This is a genomic window from Rhodoferax koreense, from assembly GCF_001955695.1.
GTDB lineage: Bacteria > Pseudomonadota > Gammaproteobacteria > Burkholderiales > Burkholderiaceae_C > Rhodoferax_B > Rhodoferax_B koreensis.
Map to the genome: position 1 here is coordinate 238,021 of NZ_CP019236.1, position 19,859 is coordinate 257,879.

At 58.8% G+C, this 19,859-nt stretch carries 22 protein-coding genes and 3 pseudogenes; 15 read left to right on the forward strand and 10 right to left on the reverse strand.

Translation table 11 applies throughout. The features are described from left to right. Positions 1-37: 37 nt before the first annotated feature. From RD110_RS01065 to RD110_RS01095, 7 genes are all read right to left on the reverse strand, one after another. Positions 38-376 carry a copper-binding protein gene (locus RD110_RS01065; RefSeq protein ID WP_076195869.1) on the reverse strand — a complete coding sequence of 113 codons (339 nt, stop codon included), beginning with the start codon at positions 374-376 and terminating at the stop codon, positions 38-40. 98 nt (positions 377-474) lie between these two features. Further along, the gene (locus tag RD110_RS01070; protein ID WP_076195871.1) at positions 475-945 is read right to left on the reverse strand and encodes a cupredoxin domain-containing protein; all 471 of its coding nucleotides are present in this window, start codon (positions 943-945) and stop codon (positions 475-477) included. A 35-nt stretch (positions 946-980) separates the two neighbouring features. Then, on the reverse strand, positions 981-2,393 hold the full coding sequence (locus RD110_RS01075) for a multicopper oxidase family protein (protein ID WP_076195873.1): 1,413 nt from the start codon (positions 2,391-2,393) through the stop codon (positions 981-983). 28 nt (positions 2,394-2,421) lie between these two features. Further along, positions 2,422-3,843: a TolC family protein gene (locus tag RD110_RS01080; RefSeq protein WP_076195874.1), complete on the reverse strand. Its 1,422-nt coding sequence runs from the start codon at positions 3,841-3,843 to the stop codon at positions 2,422-2,424. Positions 3,844-3,853: 10 nt separating this feature from the next. Further along, positions 3,854-4,171 carry a hypothetical protein gene (locus RD110_RS01085; protein WP_076195876.1) on the reverse strand — a complete coding sequence of 106 codons (318 nt, stop codon included), beginning with the start codon at positions 4,169-4,171 and terminating at the stop codon, positions 3,854-3,856. A gap of 121 nt (positions 4,172-4,292) precedes the next feature. Continuing rightward, entirely contained in the window at positions 4,293-4,724 is a 432-nt protein-coding gene (locus tag RD110_RS01090; RefSeq protein WP_076195878.1) for a hypothetical protein, read from the reverse strand. 51 nt (positions 4,725-4,775) lie between these two features. Further along, positions 4,776-5,066: a CopK family periplasmic copper-binding protein gene (locus tag RD110_RS01095; RefSeq protein ID WP_076195880.1), complete on the reverse strand. Its 291-nt coding sequence runs from the start codon at positions 5,064-5,066 to the stop codon at positions 4,776-4,778. 226 nt (positions 5,067-5,292) lie between these two features. On the opposite strand from RD110_RS01095, the gene RD110_RS01100 reads away from it, so the two are divergent. From RD110_RS01100 to RD110_RS27670, 3 genes and pseudogenes are all read left to right on the forward strand, one after another. Continuing rightward, a complete protein-coding gene (locus RD110_RS01100) occupies positions 5,293-5,973 on the forward strand; it encodes a heavy metal response regulator transcription factor (protein WP_076195882.1) in 681 nt (226 codons plus the stop codon). Positions 5,974-5,977: 4 nt separating this feature from the next. Beyond that, positions 5,978-7,414 (forward strand): heavy metal sensor histidine kinase, encoded by a 1,437-nt coding sequence (locus RD110_RS01105; protein WP_239467147.1) that lies wholly within the window; start codon positions 5,978-5,980, stop codon positions 7,412-7,414. 289 nt (positions 7,415-7,703) lie between these two features. Next, a pseudogene (locus tag RD110_RS27670) lies at positions 7,704-7,880 on the forward strand (arsenical-resistance protein); the annotation flags it as partial. Between the two features lie 1,188 nt (positions 7,881-9,068). On the opposite strand, the gene RD110_RS01120 reads toward RD110_RS27670, so the two are convergent. After that, positions 9,069-9,386, reverse strand: a complete 318-nt coding sequence (locus RD110_RS01120) for a hypothetical protein (protein ID WP_157900024.1) — start codon at positions 9,384-9,386, stop codon at positions 9,069-9,071. A 99-nt stretch (positions 9,387-9,485) separates the two neighbouring features. Here RD110_RS01120 and RD110_RS01125 point away from each other — a divergent pair, with 99 nt between their 5' ends. From RD110_RS01125 to RD110_RS01155, 7 genes and pseudogenes are all read left to right on the forward strand, one after another. Next, a complete protein-coding gene (locus RD110_RS01125) occupies positions 9,486-9,749 on the forward strand; it encodes a transposase (protein WP_157900025.1) in 264 nt (87 codons plus the stop codon). Positions 9,750-9,802: 53 nt separating this feature from the next. Next, on the forward strand, positions 9,803-10,201 hold the full coding sequence (locus RD110_RS01130; RefSeq protein WP_083686048.1) for a transposase: 399 nt from the start codon (positions 9,803-9,805) through the stop codon (positions 10,199-10,201). Further along, positions 10,198-10,533, forward strand: coding sequence for an IS66 family insertion sequence element accessory protein TnpB (tnpB, locus tag RD110_RS01135; protein WP_076195893.1), 336 nt, complete (start codon positions 10,198-10,200; stop codon positions 10,531-10,533). Before RD110_RS01130 ends, tnpB (RD110_RS01135) begins: the two co-directional genes overlap by 4 nt. Before the next feature lie 75 nt (positions 10,534-10,608). Further along, positions 10,609-12,195 carry an IS66 family transposase gene (tnpC, locus tag RD110_RS01140; RefSeq protein WP_076195895.1) on the forward strand — a complete coding sequence of 529 codons (1,587 nt, stop codon included), beginning with the start codon at positions 10,609-10,611 and terminating at the stop codon, positions 12,193-12,195. A gap of 207 nt (positions 12,196-12,402) precedes the next feature. Further along, entirely contained in the window at positions 12,403-12,738 is a 336-nt protein-coding gene (tnpB, locus tag RD110_RS01145) for an IS66 family insertion sequence element accessory protein TnpB (protein WP_076195897.1), read from the forward strand. A 77-nt stretch (positions 12,739-12,815) separates the two neighbouring features. Further along, positions 12,816-14,327, forward strand: a complete 1,512-nt coding sequence (gene tnpC / locus RD110_RS01150) for an IS66 family transposase (RefSeq protein ID WP_076195899.1) — start codon at positions 12,816-12,818, stop codon at positions 14,325-14,327. A 48-nt stretch (positions 14,328-14,375) separates the two neighbouring features. Beyond that, positions 14,376-14,696 (forward strand): annotated as a pseudogene (locus RD110_RS01155) (IS66 family transposase); the annotation flags it as partial. A 38-nt stretch (positions 14,697-14,734) separates the two neighbouring features. Here the strand turns inward: RD110_RS01155 and RD110_RS01160 are convergent. After that, positions 14,735-14,932, reverse strand: a complete 198-nt coding sequence (locus RD110_RS01160; protein ID WP_076195901.1) for a hypothetical protein — start codon at positions 14,930-14,932, stop codon at positions 14,735-14,737. Positions 14,933-15,435: 503 nt separating this feature from the next. Here RD110_RS01160 and RD110_RS01165 point away from each other — a divergent pair. The 4 genes from RD110_RS01165 (at position 15,436) to RD110_RS01180 (ending at position 17,624) form a co-directional block, all read left to right on the forward strand. Next, on the forward strand, positions 15,436-15,708 hold the full coding sequence (locus RD110_RS01165) for a helix-turn-helix transcriptional regulator (protein ID WP_076195903.1): 273 nt from the start codon (positions 15,436-15,438) through the stop codon (positions 15,706-15,708). A gap of 381 nt (positions 15,709-16,089) precedes the next feature. After that, positions 16,090-16,398, forward strand: a complete 309-nt coding sequence (locus RD110_RS01170; RefSeq protein ID WP_157900026.1) for a hypothetical protein — start codon at positions 16,090-16,092, stop codon at positions 16,396-16,398. Continuing rightward, entirely contained in the window at positions 16,398-17,288 is an 891-nt protein-coding gene (locus tag RD110_RS01175; protein ID WP_076195907.1) for a metallophosphoesterase, read from the forward strand. Before RD110_RS01170 ends, RD110_RS01175 begins: the two co-directional genes overlap by 1 nt. Before the next feature lie 153 nt (positions 17,289-17,441). Further along, positions 17,442-17,624, forward strand: a complete 183-nt coding sequence (locus tag RD110_RS01180) for a hypothetical protein (protein ID WP_076195909.1) — start codon at positions 17,442-17,444, stop codon at positions 17,622-17,624. A 158-nt stretch (positions 17,625-17,782) separates the two neighbouring features. On the opposite strand, the gene RD110_RS01185 is transcribed toward RD110_RS01180, so the two are convergent. Next, on the reverse strand, positions 17,783-18,139 hold the full coding sequence (locus RD110_RS01185; RefSeq protein WP_157900027.1) for a hypothetical protein: 357 nt from the start codon (positions 18,137-18,139) through the stop codon (positions 17,783-17,785). 1,462 nt (positions 18,140-19,601) lie between these two features. Between RD110_RS01185 and RD110_RS27675 the strand changes: the two are divergent. Further along, positions 19,602-19,780 (forward strand): annotated as a pseudogene (locus RD110_RS27675) (transposase domain-containing protein); the annotation flags it as partial. Positions 19,781-19,859: the final 79 nt, after the last annotated feature.

Here is a 19,859-nt window from a genome sequence, read left to right on the forward strand (position 1 = left end):
CTCGGACTACAACCCGTCCACAGCCTACGCCGATGCTTTACTTTGCAGGAGCGATCTCGGTCACCACGATCGCGCCACCGGCCTTTTCAGCCTTGAACTTGACCTTGTCGCCTGCCTTGACCTTGTCGAGCATGGCCGGGTCCTTCACCTGGAACACCATCGTCATACCAGGCATGTCCAGGTTCTTGATGTCGCCGTGCTTGATGGTGATCTTCTTGGCTTCCATGTCGACCTTGCGAATTTCGCCATCGACCATGTCACCTGCGGCGGCGCCTTCGGCCATCACCATTGGTGTCCCCGCGGGCGTGGCGGCAAATGCTGGGACTGCGGCAACCAGAGCTGCAGCAAGGATCATCAACGTGTTGAGCTTTTTCATAATGACTTGTCCTTAAAAATTGTCACTTGACGAAATTGTCAGAAGCAAAGGTGGCACCTCGTCTGCTGGTGGTAAACGCAGGTGCTGAGGTTCGCGACCTACTTCTTGGAGACGTTGACCAGCCCCTTCATGCCGGCGTCGTAGTGGCCAGGCTGCAAGCAGGCGAAATCAACTTTGCCGGACTTGGTGAATTGCCAAATGATCTCCCCAGTCTTGCCCGGAGCCACGGTGACCATATTGGCGTCCGCATGTTCCATCTCAGGGTTTTTCTTCATGACCTCGTAATGGTCCTGCAAGTCTTTCTCTGTCCCCAGCACCATCTCGTGCTTGACCTTGCCGGAGTTCTTGGCGACGAACTTGATGGTCTCGCCTTGCTTCACGTCGATGAGGGATGAGTGAAACTTCATGTCGTCGGTCATGTCGACGTTCACGGTACGGGTCACTTTGGATGCGACGCCGGGTTTACCGATGGCATCATCGCCGTGGCCGCCTGCGTGGTTGCCCGAGGCCATGGCGCTCATCCCCAAAAGGATGGCTGGGACTGCGATGAGGAGGTGAATTGCTTTCATAAAAATAACCTTTCTGTGGGTGTAAAAAAACTGACTCAGTGCTTCATGTTGCCCATGGGCTTGCGTACCTGGACTTCAACTTCTTTGGCCGGCATGTTCTGTACCGGCATGGACTTACCTCCTTCCGCGGCAAAGCGGGCAGGGTTTGGCAGGGCCCCCGTCCATTCGTAGGCGACCTCTCCGGGTCGGTGCTTGTACCAACCAGGATCCTTGTAATCACCGGCTTTCTGGTCCTTGCGAACCTTGACCACGGAAAACATGCCGCCCATTTCAACGGAACCGAAGGGGCCGGTCCCGGTCATCATGGGCGCGGTGTTGTCAGGCAGTGGCATCTCCATCTCCGCCATGTCGGCCATGCCACGCTCACCCATCACCATGTAGTCGGGGATCACATTGGTGATGTCGCGTGCAACCTTTCGGTGGTCCACGCCGATCATGGTCGGCACTTCATGGCCCATCGCATTCATGGTGTGGTGGCTCTTGTGGCAGTGGAACGCCCAGTCGCCTTCTTCGTCAGCCAGGAACTCGATCTGCCGCATTTGCCCGACTGCCACGTCGGTAGTGACCTCGTACCAGCGTGTCGATTTTGGTGTCGGCCCGCCATCGGTACCGGTCACAAGGAACTCGTGACCGTGCAGATGGATCGGGTGGTTCGTCATCGTCAAGTTGCCAATACGGATGCGTACCTTGTCGTTCTTGCGGACGACCAGCGGATCGATGCCCGGGAACACGCGGCTGTTCCAGCTCCACAGGTTGAAGTCGAGCATGGTCATGATCTTGGGCGTATAGGCACCCGGATCAATGTCATAGGCGTTCAGCAAGAACACGAAATCGCGGTTGACCTCGTCGATTAGTGGATGTTTGGCCTTTGGATGCGTGATCCAGAAACCCATCATGCCCATCGCCATCTGCGTCATCTCGTCGGCATGCGGGTGGTACATGAAAGTGCCTGGGCGACGGGCTACGAATTCGTAGACGAAGGTTTTGCCTGATGGAATCGCCGGTTGGTTCAAACCGGAGACACCGTCCATGCCATTGGGAAGCCGTTGGCCGTGCCAGTGAACGCTGGTGTGTTCGGGCAACTTGTTGGTCACGAAGATGCGCACCCGGTCGCCTTCGACCACTTCGATGGTCGGTCCAGGAGACTGGCCGTTGTAGCCCCAAAGATGGGCCTTGAAACCCGGCGCCATCTCACGCACCACAGGTTCGGCCACTAGGTGGAACTCCTTGACACCGTTGTTCATCCGCCAAGGCAGCGTCCATCCGTTGAGCGTGACCACTGGGTTGTAGGGTCGTCCCGTGTTGGGAACCAAGGGATCCATGGTGTCGGGCTTTGTCTGCAACACCGGCTCGGGCAGAGCCGCCATCGCCACTCGGCTGACGGAAGCTGCAGCTACCGCCGTAGTGATTGCGCCGGCGCCGGTCAGGAAATTTCTTCTGTTCGTCATATGTTTTCCGTATTTGATTGAGGTCGGCTCAGTGGCCGCCTTCGGCGCCAGCAGTTGCGGCGCTCGAGACCGACATCGCGCCTGCAGAGGTGGGCTTTCCGGTCACGGACGCAGCAAGGGCGGCATCCGCAAGCCAGAACTGTTGATAGGCGTTGATCGCTGCGGAAACACTCGAGATCTGCTCTCGGGTGTCTGCCAGCAACTCGAACACGCCGATGAGCATGCCGTTGTAGCGAAGCATGGTTTCCTCACCCATAGTCTTGCGCAAAGGAACGATCTCATCGCGGTAGTGACGCGCGACGTCGTAGGCGGTCCGGTAGGCTGAGTAGCTCTCGCGAAGCTGGGAAGAGGCACCGCGCACGGTGCTCTCGTACCGGTTGGCCGCGGCGAGCGATTGCGCATTCATGGCTGCGCGCTGCGACGTTCCCCAGTCGAAGATGGGCAGCCGCACGTCCAACTCGTAACCTTTGCGGACTGCGGAGGTACCGGCACCGTTGTCAAACACCGTGTCGCGGCGAATGCCGAGCTCGACATCCAGCAAGCTGGTGAGAAGATTCAAACCTTGCGATTTGCCGGCAACATCCAACTGATGCTTGGCCAGTTGCACGTCCAGGCGCTGCTCTTTTGCGCTCGCCGTGAGGACGCTGGCTTGGATTGGCGTTTTCGGGAGATCAGGCAAACGTTCAGGCAACTTCAGCTGTTCGACCTGCGCATCCGTCAGCCCCAACTGCCTAACCAACTCTTCCCGTGCGGCCGTTGAAGCGTGTTGAGCAGCTGCCAGTTGCGCTGCAGCTTCAGCGTAGAAATTTTGTTCCTTGGCACGCTGCAACTTGTTGAAATTGCCAGCCTGTTGCATACGGCGCGCCAATTCGGCACCTGCCTGTGCTGCCGCGTTGACCTGTTGTGCGTATTGCAGCGTTTGCTGAGTTGCGACCGCACGCACCCAGGCTTGACGTACCTGAGTGACCTGTTCGACCACGGACGCGCTGAGCTGGATCTTCGCCTGTGCGACCTGGCCTTGCGCGATGGCCTGGCGTCGCGGGAGCGTCAGGAGATCCAGCAAGCCGAACGACAGCAGCCGACCGATCTCCAGTTCGTCAACAAAACGCATGCGCTCGAAGGTAAACACGGGATTTGCCAACCTGCCAGACTGCTCGGCCTGCGCCATTTCGGCCCAGCTTTGGGCCAGCAAGGCTTGCAACGATGGACTGTTGGCCAACGACAGCTGAACCGCTTCGTTCATTCCGAGTGGCTGCGCCAACAGGTCTGCTGTAAGTTTGTTCCGCGCCTGCGTCTGCTGTTTAGTGCGGCTCAGCTCAAGCTTGCCACCGGTAAAGGTTCCCACGCTGCTGCTCGTATCGGCGAGGGTTTGGTCGAAGTTGACCGAAGCGCATCCGGCCAGGACAAAGGTCGCCATCGCGACCGCGCCCAATTTAAAAAAGCTTTTCATGGTGATCCAGTCAAGGTTTGGCGGGTTCAGCGGGCGCAATGCCCTTGCCTGGGTCGACGGTGGTATTGGGAACCTGGGGTTCACGGGCCTCCTTGGCGTAGACACGCCATCCGCCAATCTTGGCGGTCGTCGCGTTGATGGCCTTCCAATCGCCAACGGTTTCTTCGGTGTAGGGCTTGTAGCCCTCAAAAGCGGAACGGTAGGTGTCCGGCGTTGCTGCCTTTGCTTGTGAAGCGGGGAGAGCTGGAAGGGGCGTGTTCTGCGCTCCAGCGGTGGCTGGGACGGCAGCGCACAGCACCATGCCGGCAGCCAATAAAGGATTGATCATGGAATTCCTTGCAATTCATGGGACGGCGCACAGAAAGCAACCCGCAACGGGACGCTTTAAGGCGGGCAATGAAAAGGCACCTCGAACCACTCAGGCCATCAGGCCCTGTCGGTAGGGTGCGTCAGGAGCGGGGCGGTCTCTCGAGAAGGCTTGACGGCGCGGCGTAGGACTGGGCCAAGGGCTCCAGATACTGCGCGGGGGGAGAAATGGCGAATGCCATCAGTGAGGGCACCTCTGCAATACCGATGAGATTGCAGCAAGCAGCGCAGATGCCACACTTGTGCGTGGCATCGGGTAATTTGGCCGACATGTGATCGGGCTGATCAACTTGTGCGTTGATCACCATCATCATGGCCTCGTCATCCATGGCACCACCACCGTGGTCCATGTGAACGGTGGGCTGAGCCATTTGAGCTGACTCTGGCATCGTCTGAACCTGCACAGCGTGATGCTCCGCGCCCATCCCGCAGTACAGCATTGATGCGGCAGCGAATCCCTGAACAGGAATCGCCAGCATCACGAGCCATAGCAAAAATGACGAGAGGAGTCGCATGTGGACAGGAATTCTAGCGATACGTGGGGTCAGTGCGCAAATTGCGACAGTTTACTTGTTCCCACCGCCGTAGTGTGCTTGAAGGGCGCTGGAAAGGCGCGCTACTTCGTCACCTTTCATCGTGATGATGCTGCCATCAGCGGCTTGCATGCTCTCACCTTCCTTCATCCGGTAAGCCCGGCCGAACTTGCTTTCCATCGCCATCTTGCCGTCCTTGAACATATGCACGGTACTGCCGTCCTTGAGTTGGACCGACTTCTCGATGTCTGCTTGATCCACTGCAAAAGCAGACAAGGCCGGGGCGAGAAGGGCGAAAGACACGATTGCTGTACGAAAGTTCATTTGAAATCCATAAGATATTTTGCGAAATCCCCAAATTTTTTGGGGCCAGTGACGCGCTTTTTGCATCACTGGTAGTGAATGTAGAGATGCCACGCGCACAGAGGCATGACCCGTACATTACAGATTTGAGATGTTCGCCTACACCCAATCCCGCGATCTGGCATATGCGCCAAAATGCCTCACGTGCGGCATTGGCCCCACCTAAGTCAACGCTTGCGGAGGTCTCTTGAAAATTCTGGTGATCGAAGATGAACCACGGGCAGCTGAGTATTTACGTCAGGGACTGACGGAAAGCAGCTATGCGGTCGAGGTAGCCTACAACGGCACCGATGGCTTGCATGCGGCTGCTAATGGCGACCACGATTTGGTAATCTTGGACGTGATGCTTCCAGGCATCGATGGTTTTGCCGTGCTGTCCGCGTTGCGTACGTTCAGGCAAATACCTGTGCTGATGCTTACCGCTCGAGAGAATGTTGATGACAAGGTGAGGGGGTTCGACATGGGTGCCGACGATTACCTCGTCAAGCCTTTTCAGTTCCCAGAGCTGCTAGCCCGCGTGCGAGCATTGCTCAAGCGCGGGCAATCGCAGGTGCCTGCTCAAACTTTGCGAGTAACTGATCTTCTTATAGATCCGATACGGCACCGCGCCACCCGAGCCGGTCAGCGGATCGATCTTTCAGCGAAAGAGTTTGCTTTGCTGAGTCTCCTGGCTCAAAAGACGGGCGAAGTCCTTTCACGCACACAGATCGCTTCTTTGGTTTGGGACATTCACTTCGATTCCGACACCAACGTGGTGGAGGTTGCCATGCGGCGGCTAAGAGCCAAGATCGACGACCCATTCGAGGAAAAATTGATTCACACAGTAAGAGGTGTGGGCTACGTGATGGAGCACCGCGCAAGGGAATGACGGCGTGAAGCAGTTTCGATTTTTTCGGTTGACAGCACCAATGTCGTTTGCGCTACGGACCGCATTTGCTTCGGCCTTGTTCGGCTTGATTACTGCCAGTGGCGCCATCCTGCTTGGGTGTGTTGCATTGTCAACGCAGCTGGATACCCGTTCCCGCACTGAAATCGAAGGAAAGCGGGATCTGGTGCTGCACGCCTTGTCCGAAGTTCCCGCAATTGAAGATATCGGACCAGATAACCACCGATTCGGCGATTTACTCACCGGCCATGGGGATCTTCACCTTGCAGTAGTGAGGACAGACACTGGCCAAGTTCTGGCTAGTTTCTCACCTTTGGCGGACCAGTCTTTGGCAGCTTTGAAAGATGTCCAAGAAAATTCAACCGGTACATGGTTTTCAGCGACTGGGGCAAGATTGGATTCCTTCAAGGGAACGAGCCGACTGCGCAATGGTCAGGAAGTGAGGGTCTATCTGTCCCTTGATCGCGAGCGCGACGCACAGCTGCTTCGCGACTTCATCCGATCGACGATGGCAGGATTACCTGTGCTCCTATTGATCGTTGCTTTGGGGAGCTGGATCATCACAAAAACCGGCTTGGCGCCTCTTCACAGATTCCATCGGTTGGCCGCATCTGTGGGTACCCAATCGCTGGGTCACCGTGTCTCTTCTGCCGGATTGCCCGCAGAATTGACGGAACTCGCCACAGAGTTCAACAGCATGCTTGAGCGGGTGCATGAAGGCTATCAGCGCCTGCAGGAGTTTTCAGGTGACCTCGCACACGAAATGCGCACACCGGTCTCCACCCTGCTTGGTCGATCACAGGTCGCACTTTCGCATACGCGCACCATCGCAGAACTTCGAGAAGTGATCGAGGGTAATGTTGATGAACTTGAGCGTCTGTCTCGCCTTATTTCCGACATGTTGTTTATCGCTCGCACGGAGCGCGTAGATAAGCCAACTGCTTTCCAATCTGTCGATCTAACGCTGGCGACCCAGAAAGTCGCAAGCTACCTTGCCATCGTTGCGGAGGAGCGAAACGTATCCGTAGAAGTCCACGGTAATGCTGAGGTGATGGGGGATTTCCTTCTGCTGGAACGAGCGATATCCAACTTGTTGACGAATGCCATCAGGCATGCTTACGAGAATACGACGATCGCGATCAACATCTCGACTGACGAAAGAAATGTGACGTTGACCGTGATGAATCATGGTGAAGCCATCGCCGACGAGCACTTAAAAAGAATCTTTGATCGCTTCTACCGCGTTGATTCGGCACGGGCGAGAATGGATGGTGGGAACGGCTTGGGCTTGGCCATCGTGCGTTCAATCATGATTTCCCACGGCGGCAGTGTGTCTTCATTCCATCGGCCTATCGATGAAACGTCTTTTGTCTTGACCTTCCCTATCATCGATGGACGTCGTCAATCACCGCTGCCCAGCTGAGAACCTGCTGGCGTATCGGTTCGAAGGAGGGTGATGCCAGATCGCTGCTGGAATACTTGGTAGCTGATCGGTTGAAGGCTGTGCTTGCCTCCGGGATTGGTCCTCCAATACGCCCAAGCACGATTTTCCCCAGGGCTGTAAATCACTTTCCAGGTATGGCTTGGTATCCAAACTCGGCTTTGGCCGATGGTCTTGGGGCGTTGATCGACGAGGTCCGGTGAAAACGAATATATCGCCGGGAGCGCGGAGTGCGTATTTCCGCGTACCTTGCTCATCTCGGTCGGCCTGCATCGTGGTGCCGGTGGTCGTGTCGCAGCTCATTCGCAAGGCCTTGCTGGCCGGTGGTAAGGCGCGTTTCCAGGCCGCCGTGAGCAAGCTGGGGCCGTATTCGATTTCCGCGCTGCTGCTGACCTTGGTGCTGCTCTTCGCCTTCCAGGGGCATGCTACCCTGGCACAACCGCTGGTGACCGTGGAGCCGTCCGGTGGCAACGCGCGTCCGCTTCGGAACGGTGCTCAATACAGCATCGACCGCACACGTCTGGGAAGATATTGGCTGGTGTGGTTTTTCCGGACAGCGCCGGCTGAGAGGCGTAAGGTCGTCCGAACAGTTGATCAGACGCTGTGTATTGATGAAAGCCCACTACTATGACAACACCTTCTGAACGTATGCGTGCGCTTCGATTCGGGCGCGAACTGTCTGAGATACTCGAAATCGACCGCTCAGTAGCGCCTCTCATGCGTGATATCGCGAAAAAAGCATTGACTGTTTACCCCACGTCGCAACGCTGGGTAGATTTTCTGAAGCAACCCGATATGCCTGTACCACTCGAACTCGCATGCGCTATGCACATGGTGCGGGAACTGCTCGTCGATTCGGCGATTTCGAGAGACAAGCAGGATGAGTGGTGTGACGCAGTACGCCGGACCCTCCGGCATTTCCCTTCGGCATTTGAGATTGATGCCTGGTGCGTGCCAGATACCGGGGACGACATCCGGCGCCATATCGCGGATGAGTCGCATTGGGACCATTGCGTCGATTCCGCGTTCGGCCTAGTGCGGACTTGCGCCGTGGATCCGCGGAGCTAGCCATGCCGTCAGAAATCGATTTCTTCGAATGCCTTTGCGAGGGGTTGAGGGCACTCGCGCGGGAAAATCTCAACAGCGGAGATACAACGCTCTGGGTTCACCGTGGCGAGCGGCCGGTGCGGATCAGAACCAAACCATGCGCGCCCTGCACCATGAGCCTCTCAGAGTTTCTGGAAAACGCCGCATCTGGAGGAAATTGCAGAAACGGTGCGAGCCGCTGAGTTGATGAGCCCGGTATTTGTTGCAGCGGCTCGTGCGACAGATCCCCAGGCATTCAGAAATGCGACGCGCTCCACCTCGGTCAGGATCCCCGCAAACGGCGATGATTGCCGCAAGGTTCGAGCACGTTCAGAATCTCCCAGTGCGATCAACAAAGCGACCTCCATTCCATGGTCGACGAAGCCTTATCACGCAGCAAGGCCAGGCCGTGCTGCGGCAGCCTACTGTGGTACCGCGGACCAAGCGTTTCTTGAACGCAAGGAAACAATAGTGGCTCCCACGGGATTTTGTGCACTCCGATCCGGTGCAACTCGAGGCATTTTTGTAAAGCTCGGTCGGCCGGTAGCGATCATTGAGAGGCATACTTGGCTTGGTCAATCGACATCCTCTCCAGGTTCCACACCAATTCAGAATCTCTGAGCCCGGGCTTCTTGGCGCAGGCATCATCGAACAACGTCGTGCTAGACGGACATACATTTTGAGCCGCACGGCGTGCCAGGTCGAGCAGCAAGGCCGCAGTGGTGGGGACCAGAGCCGGCCCGCCACAGCGAGGTACGAGTTTGCATCGCATCTCGGCCGCGATTTCTGCGATCGCTCCGATCGATTTCACGTCGAGTTTCGCCAAATTAAATTCCGCGGTGGCTACGTCGGCCGTGGTTTCTCCCATCACTATCTTCGCGCCACATCTGTAAGCACCCAGTGAACCCATCTTGAGGTGACTCTCTCCGTCTCGCAACATCGTGTGCACGTAACCATCGTGCACACCATGCTCAAAGACTCAGACATTGCGAGATACGCGGCTCGACGCACCCATCGGACTTACGCCCCGGCCTTCAAGGCAGAACTAGTTGCCGCTTGCCTGCAACCCGGAACTTCCATCGCGGCCTTGGCCAGCAGTCATGGCATGAACGCCAACGTGCTGCATCGCTGGCTCAAGGAGCATGAGCGCACTGGATGCCACCAGCCCATCGCGCCGACACCATCACCTTCGATGCCAGAGTTCAGTAAGCGAACAGCCATCCCATCTTGATTCGAAGCCGAGGACATAGGAGCCTCCAGTCCACTTAACTTCTCCGTGGACTCGTGAACACTATCTCTGAACCGAGCATCCTGATTGGCCGCCGACGGCGCAAGCACAGCGATGAATTCAAGGTACAGGTCGTTGCTGCCTGCAGCCAGCCGGGCGTATCCATCGCGGCAGTCTCGATGGCCCACGGGGTGAACGCCAACCTCGCGCGACGCTGGATCTTCGATGCAAGTGGCGCGCGTGATCGCGTGCCTGTCCAGGAGGACCGCGCCGTTGAGACGGCGTCGCCGAAGCTGGCGCTACCTCCGCCATTTGTTCCGGCATCCCTGCCACCCAGCCCGCCGCTGTCGGAGATCCGCGTAGAACTTCGTCGCGGCGCGATGGCGATCAGCGTGACGTGGCCGGTAGGCGCGGCGTCCGAGTGCGCGGCCTGGATGCGCGAGCTGCTGCGATGATCCGCATCGACGCGATGTGGCTCGCTACGGAGGCAGTGGACATGCGCGCTGGGCCAGGCCGGCTTCTTGCGCTCGTCGTGGCCGTGTTCGGTGCTGCCCAGGCGCATCATGGCTACATCTTCGCTAATGCCCGCGGCACGAGACTCAAGCTGCTGGTCAACGATGGCTTCGGGGTCTGGTGCGCTGCTCGACGGCTGCATCAGGGCCGCTTCCTGTGGACGGCACAGACCGCGGCCAACGGCGTAGCGCTCACGCAGCCGCAGTTCGACGCGCTCATCATCGGGCTGCCATGGGCGCGGCTTGAAGAAATGCAGCGCATCGCCTATGTGTGATGTGATGCTGAGGGCTTCGGCAATTCGAGGTTGTTCTGATGGCGAGCGCCAGTGCTCTCAGCACAATTGGCGCTCATGGTCGATCTCTCCTCGCTCCAGGCCGAGGACCTTCAAGGTCTGAGCCCTGGCGTCGTCACCGAGCTGGCCACGCGCTTGCTGGCCGAGCTCAAGGTTCGCACTGTGCAGGCCGAGCGCGATGCGAAGACGATCCGCTTCAAGGACGCCAAGCTCGAGAAGATCACGTTCGAACTCGCGCGGTTGAAGGCGTGGAAGTTCGGCGCCCATACCGAGCGACTAAACGCCGAGCAGCGGCAGATGTTCGAGACCACGGCTGCCGAGGACGAAGCCGACCTGGCCGCCCAACTCGCTGCGCTGCAAGGTCATGACACGTCGGCCGTTGGAGCACCCTCGTCCAGGCCGAAGACGCAACCGCGCCGCAAGCCCTTGCCCGATCACCTGCGCCGGGTCGACCACCATCACGAGCCGGCCGATACCACCTGCGGCTGCGGCCAGCCTATGACTCGCGTGGGCGAGGACGTGAGTGAGCGACTGGACGTGATCCCGGCCGAGTTCTTCGTGCACCGTCACATCCGCGGCAAGTGGGCGTGCCGGTGTTGCCAGACGTTGGTGCAAGAGCCAGTGGATCCGCAGATCATCGACAAAGGCATGCCAACCGCAGGCTTGGTCGCCCACACGCTCGTCGGCCGCTTCATCGACCACCTGCCTTACTACCGACTGGAGCAGATCAACGCGCGATCGGGCGTCGTGACGCCGCGCGCGACGCTGGCAAGTTGGAGCGGAGCAGCCGGTGCAGCACTCGCGCCGCTGTATGACGCACATCGCGCATTCATCCTTGGCACGCGAGTGCTGCACGCCGACGAGACGCCCGTCAGTCTGCTCGACCCCGGCGCTGGCAAGACGCGCAAGGCCTATGTGTGGGCCTACGCGCGAGGTGTGTTCGACAAGATCCCGGGCGTGGTCTACGACTTCTGCGTCAGCCGGGCGGCGCGGCATCCGGTCGCCTTCCTACGTGGGTGGAGCGGCACGCTCACCTGCGACGACTACGGTGCCTACGACGTGGTCTTCAAACTGGAGGATCGCGTCGAAGCGGGCTGCATGGCACACGCCAGACGAAGGTTCGACGAACTGCTCAAGGCTGGCGCAAGTGCGATCGCTGCACCGGCATTGCAGCGCATCGCTGCCCTCTATCGCATTGAGCACGAAGTTGCCACGGTCACGACGGGTGAACGTCTGGAGGCTCGAGGCGAGCGCAGCCGGCCGCTCTGGAACGCCCTACATGCCTGGATGATTGCTGAACGCCGCAAGGTGCCTGATGGTGGCGGCGCAGCCGCAGCGCTCGACTACAGCCTCAATCGCTGGAAGGCGCTCGGCCACTTCCTGGAAGACGGTGACGTGAGCATCGACAACAATCATTGCGAGAACCTGATCCGTCCGTGGGCCATGGGAAGAAAGGCATGGCTGTTCGCGGGCAGCGAGCTCGCCGGTCAGCGTGCTGCAGTCGTCATGAGCCTCCTGCACTCGGCCAAGCTACATGGTCATGATCCTTGGGTCTACCTCAAGGACGTGCTCGAACGGTTGCCGATGCATCCGAACCATCGCATCGACGAATTGCTGCCACATCGGTGGACCCCGACTCGCTGAACAACGAGATCACGGCAGATCGATCGCGTCAACGTGGGATGGCCAGACGCTTACAGAGTTCATCCCCCTGCGCCTGTCCAACTCCACCACTGAGGCCGTCCCGGTCGAGCTCAAGGTCGAACTGCGCAAGGGGCCCCTGTCCATGACCGTCACTTGGCCCATACATGCAGCGGCCGATTTTGCGCAGTGGGCGGCGGCGGTGCTCAAGTGATTCGCATCGATGCCGTGTGGCTGGCCATCACGCCCATGGACATGCGAGCGGGCACTGAGACGGCTTTGGCGCGGGTGGTGGCGGTGTTCGGTGCGGCACACCCGCACACGGCCTACCTGTTTGCCAACAAGCGCGGCACGCGTTTGAAGGTTCTGGTGCACGACGGCATGGGCATCTGGCTGGCCGCACGCCGGTTGCACCAAGGCCGCTTCCATTGGCCCTCACCGGGCGGCACGGCGCAGCAATCTCTTCAACGTGAGCAACTCGACGCCCTCGTGCTGGGCCTACCGTGGCAGCGTCTCGGTGAGGCTGGCGTCATCACCCTCATCTGACGCGTGACGTGGCGGTGACCATCAATCGGGAGATGTGCCGATAGCTGGGTAGGGCTTGGTTTGGCAGACTCTGCCTCATGGACGTCGCCACCGACACGCTCTCCCATCTGAACGCAGACGAACTGCGTGAGATGGTGCAGTCGCTGCGTCAAACTGTCTCCTTCAAACAAGCCACCATCGACAAGCTCACGCATGAGAACGCGCTGCTCAAGCGGCTGAAGTTTGCGGCGCAGTCCGAGCGCTTCAGCGCCGAGCAACGCAGCCTGCTGGAAGAAACGCTGGATGAGGACACGCAGGCCGTTCATGACGAGATGGCCGAGCTCAATACCGAACCTATCCCGGCGCGCGTCAAAGACCAGCCCAAGCGCCAACCGTTGCCTGCGCACCTGCCACGCATCGACATCCGCCACGAGCCAGACGTCACCACCTGCCGTTGCGGCTGTCAGATGCAACGCATTGGGGAGGACGTGGCCGAGAAGCTGGACTACCAGCCAGGTGTCTTCAGTGTTGAGCGCCACGTGCGGGGAAAATGGGCTTGCGCCCAGTGTGAGACTCTGGTGCAGGCCCCCGTGGCGGCACACGTCATCGACAAAGGCATCCCGACCACTGGATTGTTGGCCCAGGTGCTGGTGGCCAAGTTCGCCGACCACTTACCGCTGTACCGCCAGGAGGCCATCTTTGGCCGGGCCGGGTTGGCCATTCCACGCTCCACACTGGGTGCTTGGGTGGGCAGTTGTGGGGTGCAGCTCCAGCCGCTGGTCGACGCCTTGAAAGCAGACATCCTGACGCACCGGGTGGTGCACGCCGATGAGACGCCGGTGCAGATGCTCCAACCAGGACACGGCAAGACCCACCGCGCCTACCTGTGGGCGTACGCCGCCGGTGCGTTCGAAGACACCAAGGCGGTGGTGTATGACTTCTGTGCATCACGCGCCGGGGAGAACGCCAAAGCCTTCTTGGGCACCTGGCGTGGCAGCCTTGTATGTGACGACTTCAGTGGCTACAAACAGCTCATGGTGCAGGGCGTCACCGAGGTCGGTTGCCTCGCCCATGCCCGGCGCAAATTCTTTGACCTGCACACGGCGACCAAGAGCCCGGTGGCGCAGCGCGCGTTGGAGCACATTGCACAGGTCTATGAGATTGAGCGAGAGCTCAAAGCATGCAGCGCCGAAGAACGCCAACGTGGACGTCAGGAACACTCAAAACCGCTGCTCGATGCGTTGCACGCGTGGCTGCTGTTGACCCGGCAGAAGGTCACGGATGGCACGGCAACAGCCAAAGCGCTGGACTACAGCCTGCGGCGGTGGCAGGCGCTGACCCGCTTCGTGGATGACGGGCAACTGCCCGTCGACAACAACCACATCGAGAACCAAATCCGACCGATAGCCATCGGGCGCAACAACTGGTTGTTCGCCGGTTCGCTACGGGCGGGTCAGCGTGGTGCCGCTGTGATGAGCCTGATTCAAAGCGCTCGGCTCAACGGGCATGACCCGTACGCGTATCTCAAAGATGTGCTGACGCGCCTGCCAACCCAACGGGCCAGCTTGGTTCATGAACTGTTGCCGCATCGCTGGCAACCGCAGACATAGCCTGCGACTGCACTACCTCGTCAAGATGGGTTTGCTGCGCGCTTACCGGCAACAGCCAAAGCGCTGGACTACAGCCTGCGGCGGTGGCAGGCGCTGACCCGCTTCGTGGATGATGGGCAATTGCCCGTCGACAACAACCACATCGAGAACCAAATCCGACCGATTGCCATCGGCCGCAACAACTGGCTGTTCGCCGGTTCGCTACGGGCGGGTCAACGCAGCGCAGCTATGATGAGCCTGATTCAAAGCGCCCGGCTCAATGGGCATGACCCATACGCTTATCTCAAAGATGTGCTGACGCGCCTGCCAACCCAACGGGCCAGCTTGGTACATGAACTGTTGCCGCATCGCTGGCAGCCGCTAGGCTAGCCCCCGCAACCCCTTGTCAAGATGGGTTTGCCGCGCGCTTACCCACATCTGCCCGCATACAGGTGCTCAGCGCGGTCCGTGGGCCGATAGTCCAGCAGCGCAAAAGCAACCCGATGCGCTTTTTCCAACTCATCCGTGGTGACAGCTTCGAGCGGGAAAAAGATACCGAGAGCGACGTCCTCTTCACTTTGAGCGCTGTCGACGCAAACGAGTTCATACTGCACATTCACCGCCATGCTTCACCTTACTCAAACCGGCCGTAGGGGGCTTTTCAGGACAGGGCGAGGTCATTCCACGTTTGATGCGTGACGCGTTGAAAGGCCCTTTCAGTGCATTTGCGGCACGACCAGTGATGGGGGCAGGCCGATGGGCACTTGATACCCGCTCGTGATCTTGCTTCTATCCTAAAAAGGATAAGGATCGACCCTCGTGATAGTCAGTGCGGGACGCATTGACCGAGAGCGCGCACAGCCGGTTTTGGCTGCTGCCTCTGGCATCTTCCGCCCCAGAGGCACATCGGCTACTCCTGATTGGAGCTGTATCGCTGCATCACCGACCGGTCAGCCATGGGCGGCTTCGGATATACCGCACCTTAAAGTGGCTGAAGATAAGCAATCTCCAGGCTCTCCGTTAGGAACAACCGTCATCTGCTCTTTCGGAAAAACAAAAATATATGTGACTAAAAGCCGGTGACTAAACGCCGTGGACTATAAGCCTCGCCTTGGTTACGGTCAAGCGTATGACGAAATCGCGCGATGAAGGGATAACCACAGCTTTCTCAGCAGTCCTGAAGCAACTGCGGCAAGCCCATGGGCTCAGCCAAGAAGAGCTCGCGTTGATCTCTGGTATCGATCGAACATCTGTCAGTCGACTTGAAGCGGGATCCAGGCAGCCCAGCTTGAGTTTGATCTTCTCAATCGCGCAAGCTGTCGATCAAACACCACAGAAGGTTGTAGCGATGGTTCATCGCGAGTGGAGCAAGACACATAGCTCAGAAGCAGGCGGCGAGTGACTGCTTGAGCCAGCTTCCCTGTTTTCATTTGGGCGCCGAGGGCGTACATAACCAAGTGCAGTAAGTGGTTACTGCGAAATTTTCCGTGGCGACCGGGAGCTTCTACAAGAACCGGTTACGGGCCACACTTCATGTGAATTCTTGGCACGATGGTGTGGGAGGTATCAGCATTCCATCGAATCGCATAAATCCCTCGGCGCTGATTTGGGTCTGCTGACATATCGCCCGAGAATGGGCAGATGAGTTTCCACATGTGCGCAGAAAACAGCTTCCGCAACGGCCCAAATGTGGTCATCGCGCCGGTTTGTGTCGCTCTGCCATTCGGCGTCGGAAAACGGTGACCTCAGGTAGGTGATGATCCCCTCTCAACGTGCGCCTTCCGTGAATGAGCAGCCTGTTGTGCGGCTGCGCGAATGGCGTGTGATCAGTGCGAGCGATGGCAAGCTCTATCTGCTCGGACTGAGGTTTCAACACAAGCAAGTGCGCCTGACCACTGAGGTCCAGGCGATTGACTATGTCCAACGTCTTCTTGTGACAGTGTCGGGCCGCCGGTATCTGTGCGATGAACCGCCAGGGGATTCGCTCGCGAGCGCCCACATTCTGATCTCCGCCGTGCATGCGGCGCTTCCGATGCCTGTATCGGATGTCACGCACGCAGTCTGGGCGGAGATGCAACGGAGGCTGAATTGATGCCACCTTCATTGTCGACGGCTCCCGGGACGAAGCTTGCCGTCACACCTGTCATCCACTTCGACCGCAATACACAGGGCCGCGACTTTGCGTGTGGCGACACCCATGGCTGCTTCAGCGTGCTGATGCGGTCGCTCGAGTACATCGGATTCGACATTGGGAAAGATCGGTTGTTCCTGACCGGAGATCTCGTCGACCGTGGCTCGGAATCGATGGAGATGGTGGAGCTGCTCGGAGAATCGTGGGTTGCGAGTTGCGTGGGGAACCACGACGTCATGGCTTGGCTTTCGGTCATGGGACAGGCCTTCAATGGCGTCAACCACCAGGCGCATGGTGGCGCCTGGGTCCAATCGCTTACCCCACCTCAGCGAGCGCTGGTCGCGAGGAGGCTGAGCGCGTTGCCAGGCGCGTTGGTGGTCGAGACAGGCGCGGGGCCGGTCGCCATCGTTCACGCGGACTATCCCGAGCAGGACTGGCAACGCTTCGGATGTATCGACTGGTCCTACATGAACCAACTGCATGGCCTTGCCGCCCAATGTCTTTGGTCGCCGCGCAGGCTGACGAACGGCTGGAACGAACCGGTGAAGAATGTGCGCGCGATCGTTCACGGCCACGCGACATTGGAAATGCCCAAGGCCCTGGGCAACGTGTTCTACATCGATACCGGCGGGTGGATGCCGACCGGTCGTTTCGCGTTTCTCGAGCTGGAAACTTTCAAGTTCCATTTTGGACCCCTGGCACATTCGGTCGCACCGCCGATCACCTCTCTCAATACTGCGCTGCATCGGAAGCTTGACCAGGAGGGCGGTGCCAAGCCATCCACGTACCACTCGGCAATGCGCGCACTCCCACGTGTCGCTTCGAAGACGCGCACCGATCGTGGAGCGTAACCAACTTAGCCGCATCGATGGGCGCATTGCCGATCACGCGTGGCAGCCGCCGTCCACAACGACAGAGGGCGCCGGTGGTCTTGCACGGCAACCGAGGCATCCGGACCCGACCATCCAGGTTGCCGCGAGCAGCACCCATCAAAAGTGAGCGCGATGAAGGTCTTCACTGCAGGCGACAAGAGCAGAGCCTACTGCTACCACTGCTTGGATATCGTTCACACGACAATCCTTCTGCGCGATGTTCGGTTCAGCGATGGCCAAGGCATCGCCAAGAACATCCTCGTGGGGGTCTGCGACGACTGCGGAAGCGTCGTCGCCACCCCGCGCAGTCGGTGAAGGCGATTGCGCAGTCTCGCGCGGGCAATGCCCATGACCGGTCAAGCTAAAACAGATCCTTGCGGTGCTCGCGCGCGGAAAAGCGGAGCGGGCTTCGTAAGTCCTTCTTGGGCCTCAACATAATTCCCCATAATTCGGCGTAGCACCCCGGATCCGGCTTACCGAAAGTAGCTTCGTCTCAAGCCTTCAATCATCTTCGTGTCGATCGCGCCGAGCTTCGCGGCATCATCAAAAGCCCCCTGGCTTTTCAACTCGATTCGCCGGCGATCCAGGTCATTACTTGCATCGTTCGTCTCAACCAGACGCCCCTTGTCAAACACCAGCTCTTGAACGCGTCGGTACTCCCAGACCGGGTCGAATCCCCGGTGCGTCGACAGATCATCGATGAAGTCTCGGCCGATCACCACGCCGCCGGTGTAGCCAAGCGGCAGATTGACGTTCGAGAAACCCCAGTCGCAGAAGAACATTTCGTCTTCACGGACCGCTTGCACGCCATTGAGGCTGGGTGGTTCCAAGCGACGCGGGCCTGGTACCACTCTGGGGCGATGGTTAAGGGACAGATCATGCAACTTTAGTTGGCCATCGACGACTTGGTACTGGGCGATGTACCCCCGCCAACAGGCCGTGCTTGTCATGAATGGGCGGTATCCCGCGTCGGCGGGAGAAAACGGTTGGCAATCGCTGCACGCCAACAGGACATGCTGTTCGCCACAGTGTTGCAGTGAATCATGGACCTGTGTCGTCATCGCCCGATGCTAATGCTTGCCCGAGATGTTGTGTCGGCAGCTTGCTGCCGCTCAGCGATGGCTGCCATCAGGATAAGCGTGGCTCGCGGTGCAAAGCCGACCGCTACAAAATTCGACCCAGTCGAGTGGATCAGAGGCAGTTATGGGCAGCAGGAATGGTGGACGCCATGCGTGAGTCCTCAGTTCCCAGTGGAGATCTCGACCTTCACGCCATGTTCCCGCCTAGGCTCTGACAGCTTAGACGCACGAAGTTGAATGCGCCAATCAAAGTCATGCAGCGTCACGATCGTCGCACTGAAAATCTCTAAACCGCTCATCACGCGAGCGATGGCCTCCTCCGAGTGTCACCCATGAACTAGGCGCCAACGCGGCGCGCTCGCTCGCGGCACTCCAGACGACGCCGGTTGGCGCCCAGTTTGTGCATCCTGAAGGACCCACCGCAAAATTTGCACCGGAGCGACACTCAAGCACTATTACGGGTTCGCCCTTAACTGACCGCGCATCCCAAACAGTGATGCGATCAACGATCTCCGTTCTTTTGAGACTGGAGGTTCTTCGCGAAGGTAACACCAGCCAAACAGTTCGGGTGGCAGGACCGTCCTCCAGAAATGCTGTTAGGCCCTCAAAAGTGGGTGCTATCAACAGGAGTCGGGGTGTCACATCATCAGACTCCCGATCGCAGAATGCGCACAGGATCCCTGTCCAATCCCAAGCAATTCCGCAGTAATTGTTGGTTCCATCCGACACATCACTTATTGGTGACGGTGGAACGTCTTTTGAAACCATTTCACCCCGTTCCGTTTATGCAGCCGAAACCGGTTAGTTACGATGAGTGACTATAAGCCGGTGACTAAAAGCATATAACTATAGGCCGAGATTGGCTCGCAGTCAAACTTATGTCGAGATTTGGAGACCATGTCGTATCTACAGCGTGAGCCGAGGTTTTTAAAGAAGTTGCGCGCTACCGTAGGGCTTAGCCAAGGAGTCGGCGAACTCGTGGGGACACGTGTTCTATACCGGCGTCATCGCCGACGCAGCGTTCGTGGACTACTTGGAGCAAGGTGCATTGCCGACGCATCTTTAGGGAGTCCTGGCGAGGACTTCTGTGCACGGGTCTGGCCCGCGTGTTTCGCGAGCGTCTGGCTGTAGCGGCCACGCTCCGCCACTTCATCAATTACCGGTATTGCGCTCGCCATGGTGCACACGTCGACAAAGCGGGTTCGTGAGCCGGCTGTTCGTCGACAGCCTGCGCGCTGGGAAGCGTGCCGCAGCGATCATGAGCCTGCTGCATTCGGCCCGGATCAAGGGGCACGATCCCACGCATATTTCAAAGACGTGCTCGAGCGGTCGCCGACCCAGCCGGCATCGCGCATCAGTGAACTGCTGCCGAATCTGGCACCCGCCGCCTGATTGCGCTGGCCGTTCAGGTCAAGATTACTTGGCGGGACGCATACGAGAAAACAGCAAAACCTGAGCGATCTGACTGGAC